5 protein-coding genes are annotated in these 5,181 nt (G+C 39.0%); 2 read left to right on the top strand and 3 right to left on the bottom strand.

What is annotated here, in order from left to right; genetic code table 11:
• Positions 1-87: 87 nt before the first annotated feature.
• Together AC1DPQ_RS16935 and AC1DPQ_RS16930 are read right to left on the bottom strand one after the other, a co-directional pair.
• On the bottom strand, positions 88-1,827 hold the full coding sequence (locus AC1DPQ_RS16935; RefSeq protein WP_477584237.1) for a M14 family zinc carboxypeptidase: 1,740 nt from the start codon (positions 1,825-1,827) through the stop codon (positions 88-90).
• Positions 1,828-1,857: 30 nt separating this feature from the next.
• Positions 1,858-2,589: a hypothetical protein gene (locus tag AC1DPQ_RS16930; RefSeq protein WP_477584239.1), complete on the bottom strand. Its 732-nt coding sequence runs from the start codon at positions 2,587-2,589 to the stop codon at positions 1,858-1,860.
• 59 nt (positions 2,590-2,648) lie between these two features.
• Between AC1DPQ_RS16930 and pepT the strand changes: the two genes are divergently transcribed.
• Positions 2,649-3,902 carry a peptidase T gene (gene pepT / locus AC1DPQ_RS16925; protein WP_477610323.1) on the top strand — a complete coding sequence of 418 codons (1,254 nt, stop codon included), beginning with the start codon at positions 2,649-2,651 and terminating at the stop codon, positions 3,900-3,902.
• A gap of 76 nt (positions 3,903-3,978) precedes the next feature.
• Here pepT and AC1DPQ_RS16920 read toward each other — a convergent pair whose 3' ends face one another.
• Complete coding sequence (locus AC1DPQ_RS16920) at positions 3,979-4,308, bottom strand: hypothetical protein (protein WP_477610322.1); 330 nt, start codon at positions 4,306-4,308, stop codon at positions 3,979-3,981.
• 151 nt (positions 4,309-4,459) lie between these two features.
• Between AC1DPQ_RS16920 and AC1DPQ_RS16915 the strand changes: the two genes are divergently transcribed.
• On the top strand, positions 4,460-5,181 hold a 722-nt coding region (locus tag AC1DPQ_RS16915; protein ID WP_477610321.1), incomplete at its 3' end, for an aldose 1-epimerase family protein.

Genomic DNA, 5,181 nt, shown 5'->3' with positions numbered 1-5,181 from the left:
GATCATAGAAAGCATATAAGCTGGTAATAATGGTAAAAACGAAAATTACGGAGGCAACTGGTGCAATATTGAAGTATTCCATGGGGGTTATTTTAAATCAAGTTTTACGTCTGTAACCAAACGGGCTACCGGATATCTATTGTGTGTTTTTTCGTAATAATCAGAATTTTTATATACAAAATCAAGTTGTGCAGCCGCATTCTTCGCAAATTCGGCATCTGAAGCTTTTTTCGCCTCCAATTTATGCTGTAGTTCTGGATTATTTTTTAGTAATGCTGTTGCAGTATCTTCAAAAACATATGCCGAATAATGTTCTTTCATATCCAGAATTGAATCGAAAAAGTTCCAGTTGAAATAAGAATCAGTAGCCTGTGGCTCCAGTGTTTCTACAATATACCGGTTAACAGGCTGGTTAACATAAACCACAAAATCGCTTGCGTAATATTGGAGGTTCTGTTTTAGTGTATTCAATTTTACGGCTGAGTGCAGATAGTGCCCTTCATAGGGCCTTGTTCCGGTTTTAAAATCGCCGATATAATAACTTTCTACTTCAATTTTCTGATCGTTTTTTAGCTCCCTGATTTTAACATTATTCAGTTTAAGCAGGGCAATTACGCGGTCCCAGGCTTTCGGAATAATGTAGGCAACCGGTTTTTGAATAGACACCGCAGGTTCGAACTTATTCCATTCTTTAATGGTCCTGGTGTAAGGTTTACTACGGTCGTAATATAAACGATCGGCACCGCTTACCGTACTGGGTTTTTGCCCGGCCTCAAAGCCTTTAAAGGTCAGATCGTTTACCTCAGTTTTGTTCAGTTTCCATTCTAAAGGAAATTCCTTTTGTGCAGCAACAAGTTCATCGGCCTTCCGCTTATTCTCTCCAATAACCTTGGCATCGCGTTCTACAAGCTGAATATAGGTTTGCAAAAGCTCGTAAGTGGCATCAACGCGCAAATCGTATGCCTTTAGCATATGCGTTTCGGGCATAAAACCTATGGTGTTGTGCAACGTGGTATATCCGGTAGAGTAACGTGGGGGATCTATAAATCCGGTTATTCCGCTTTCAGGCGTTTCACCTATCGAGTTTACATAGGGAATCATCGGGTAACCCACCTTCTCCATTCCCTTATATAGATCAGGTACCAATGTTTTAGTTAAATAGCCCGAAAGAATCGGGTTCAGCTTATCTTTTTGTGTAGGGATAAGCGTCATTACATATTGATAATCGGCACCATTGCTGGTGTGTGTATCTACAAATATTTCGGGCTGCCAGGTATTAAAAATGAGTTGAAACGCTGCTGAATTTTTCGAATCGGTTTTAATGAAATCACGATTCAGATCGAGGTTCTTGCTATTGCCCCTAAAACCATAAGCAACCGGTCCGTTCTGGTTGGCCCTTGATGTTCCGCTACGGTTAAAACTGCCATCTATATTGTACAGGGGAATAATGCAGATCACCACATCATTTGGCAGTTTACCTGCCTTAAGCAGATCGCGGGCAAGCATCATCGATGCATCCACCCCCTCTGGTTCGCCCGGATGAATGCCGTTGTTGATCAATAAAATCCTTTTATTCTGTTTTCTAATCTCCGAAGGATCAAAAACCCGATCGCGCGACAAAACCAATACATGTAAAGGCTTACCAAAATCTGTACGCCCATAGGTGAACAATTTGGCCTGTGGATAGGTCTTAGTTAGGTTTTCGTAATAGGTTATAGCAGCATTGTAAGTGGAGGTTTCAATTTTTCCGCTCAGCTCGAAAGGTGTTTTTTGTGCGGCAGCTTTTAATCTCATCGAAAGCAAACAAAACACAAAGAATTTTTTCATGCCTTAAATCTAAGAAATGAAATGATGTTATTAAAGGGTTTTACGATAAGATTTAATCGTTCCAAACATATATTTAAAACCTATGGTATAAACGTTGTAAACATCCGGCGAATTGTTTGCAAACTTGGCGCTCGAATCGTTATAACCATCCAAACCTTCGCCAAAAGTATAGTTCGATTGTGCATTAATGTTGATAACGTACCTCATATAGCCATAACCATCGTTGATGAAATAGTTAAAACCGAAGTTTAAAGGTACCGCCATATTAAGGCTTTTATCTTTTCCAGGGAAAGGGCCATAGCCAGGATCGTGTGCTGCCCAGCTTGGTTTATACCGAACAATATCGGTAATCTTGTTGTTAATTACCCCTATACCCAAACCTACATACAAACCCCTTAGATTGTATAAAAACTCGCTTTTATCGTAGTTCACCACCTCACCAAGCATTAGCTTTACATTGGCTGTAATGGCGGAATATTTGTTTACAAACTGACGGTTGTGCAGATCGGTTTCAATATCACCACCCTGAATCATACCATACTGCCCTTCTAAACCCAGGGTTACAAATGGCGTGATATGATAATCGAATACGCCATAGGCTGTGTAACCAAAACCTCCTTTGTACACATCAGTATAAGATTTGTTTATTCCTCCTCCAAAGCCATACGACATTTTAAAAAAATTAGATTGGGCAAAAGAAAAACTTCCTATAAAAACAAGCAGAAGGGTTATGTAAGTAGCTTTCAGCAGATTAAAAATCATATCGTTTTTTTACAAAAATAATATGTTTATCGAATATCTATAACTTTTACCTTTGAATTATGAGCACATACACCAACTTTAACAAATCTCTGGAGCAGCGGTTTATAAAATATGCGAAGATTGATACTCAATCTGATCCAAATTCTCCAACTTGCCCATCAACCCTAAAACAAAAAAACTTAGGTAAAGAATTGGTTCAGGAACTGTTAGAAATTGGCGTTACTGATGCCGAAATAGACGATAATGGCTATGTTTATGGTACGATCCCGTCAAATACAAACAAGCAGTTGCCCGTAATTTTCTTCTGTTCGCATATGGATACCTCGCCAGATTGTAGTGGAGAAAATGTTAAACCGATTATTCATGACAATTATCAAGGAAAGGACTTAATTTTGCCAGATGACAACAATATTATAATAAAACTGTCTGAGCACAAAGACTTAAAGCACCAGATTGGCAACAATATTATCACCGCAAGTGGAACAACTTTATTAGGTGCCGATAATAAAGCAGGGTTAGCAGAAATTATGGAAGCGGCTGCCTTTTTAATGCGCAATCCTGATGTAAAACACGGAACCATAAAGCTACTTTTTACCCCTGATGAAGAAATAGGCCGCGGCGTAGATAAAGCCGATTTAAAGAAACTAGGTGCAGATTTTGGCTATACCATAGATGGGGAAACGCTGGGTTCAATCGAAGATGAAACCTTTTCTGCCGATGGCGCCACCCTTAAAATTTATGGCGTAAGCACTCACCCGGGCTTTGCAAAAGGAAAAATGGAAAGTGCCATTAAGATCCTTGCTGAAATTTTAGATTCGCTGCCAAAAGACACACTCACACCAGAAGCTACACATCAAAAAGAAGGATTTATCCACCCCGTAAGTATGAACGGACAGGTAGAAGAAGCAGAAGCACAGTTTATCATCAGAGATTTTACCGATGAAAAACTAGCCGCACATGGGCAGTTTTTAGAAGAAACCGTAAAAAAGGTGATGGCTAAATACCCAAAGTCTACCTATAAAATTAATATTAAAGCACAGTACCGCAACATGAAACAGGTGTTGGATCAGCATCCTAAAATTGTACAATACGGAATTGAAGCCATTGAACGAGCAGGTGTGGTGGCAAAACAACAAAGTATCCGTGGCGGAACCGATGGCTCGCGACTTTCTTATATGGGCTTACCTTGCCCCAATATTTTTGCCGGAGAACACGCTTTTCATAGCAAACAAGAATGGGTAAGTGTGCAGGACATGGAAAAAGCGGTACAAACCATTATTAACATTGCCTGTATTTGGGAAGAGCGTGGGTAGTTGTAGCAGTTCGGAGTTGGCAGTTTTGAGTTCGGAACCGTATCCAACTCCGAACGCCCAACTCCAGACTCCAAACTTAATAGGAGGCTTGTCCAATATCCAACCTCGCTATTTTTCCTTCTTTGTTTACCTTAAATTTAAAGCAGGTTTTAAAATCACCCCATTGGTCGGAGTGGAAATGACCATATACCTCCAATCCTTTGTTTTCAACTTTATCTATACTGGTAAAACGCTCATGTCCCAGCGCTTTCTTAAAGAAGTTATTAAATTTCATCTGGTTTCCGTCGTCGTAAAAGGCAACATCGATAGCAAATAAAGGAAACCACATTTTTTCATCGCCTTTTTGCAATGCGGTAATAGCGGCCTTCACTTTTGCATTTGATAATTTTGTTAAATCTATCGCCATGGGTTTCTGATTTTATTTTAAGCGAAAGTAAATGCGCGGGTAATAAAATAAATAGTGCTTTAAGCTTTTCATTTGCTTAAGCTTTATTAGTAATCAAAATTAATAAAAAAGATATTTTTAAAGTACATCTTTTTGTTAATTTAGATTGCAAATGATAACTCTCGAGAACGATTATATAAAAGTTAGCCTGGCGGCTAAAGGCGCAGAACTTCAAGGCTTATTTAGTAAAGAAACCAAGCTGGAATATTTATGGAATGCCAATCCTAAATATTGGGCAAAACACAGTCCGGTTTTATTTCCTATTGTTGGCTCATTAAAAAAAAACAGTTTTACTTACCAAGGTAAAAGCTATGAGCTGCCACGCCATGGTTTCGCCCGCGATCATGTTTTTAATTTCGAAAAAATAAGTGAAACTGAAGCTGTTTTTACTTTAACCCAAAATGAAGATACCTTAAAAGTATATCCTTTTTATTTCGAACTGAAACTGAGGTATCAATTAATAGATAGAAAGCTGAGCTTAACTTACGAGGTAAAAAACACCGGTACTGCCGAGCTTTTATTTTCAATTGGTGCGCACCCGGCATTTGCGGTACCCAATACCCCCAATACCGTTTACGAAGATTACTATCTTGCTTTTAATAGCGATGAGAAATTAACTTTCTGGAAACTGGAAGATGGCTTAGTAGCCGACGAAACGGAGCTCATTGAACTGGGTGGCCACAGGTTAAACCTTAAACATGATTTGTTTTATAACGATGCGCTGGTTTTTAAAACCCTTCAAAGCAACTGCATCAGCTTGCTCAACAACAAAAACGATTATGGATTACATTTCCATTTCGATGATTTCCCTTTCTTTGGCATTTGGGCTGCTAC

Source organism: Pedobacter sp. 01T416_2, assembly GCF_056398925.1.
Note: the sequence above shows the minus strand (reverse complement) of the source record. Positions and strands in the feature narration are given on the sequence as shown.

Excerpts from the sequence above, each read along its gene's own strand:
- AC1DPQ_RS16935 (WP_477584237.1), bottom strand. The coding sequence starts at position 1,827 with ATGAAAAAATTCTTTGTGTTTTGTTTGCTTTCGATGAGATTAAAAGCT.
- AC1DPQ_RS16930 (WP_477584239.1), bottom strand. The coding sequence starts at position 2,589 with ATGATTTTTAATCTGCTGAAAGCTACTTACATAACCCTTCTGCTTGTT.
- pepT (WP_477610323.1), top strand. The coding sequence starts at position 2,649 with ATGAGCACATACACCAACTTTAACAAATCTCTGGAGCAGCGGTTTATA.
- AC1DPQ_RS16920 (WP_477610322.1), bottom strand. The coding sequence starts at position 4,308 with ATGGCGATAGATTTAACAAAATTATCAAATGCAAAAGTGAAGGCCGCT.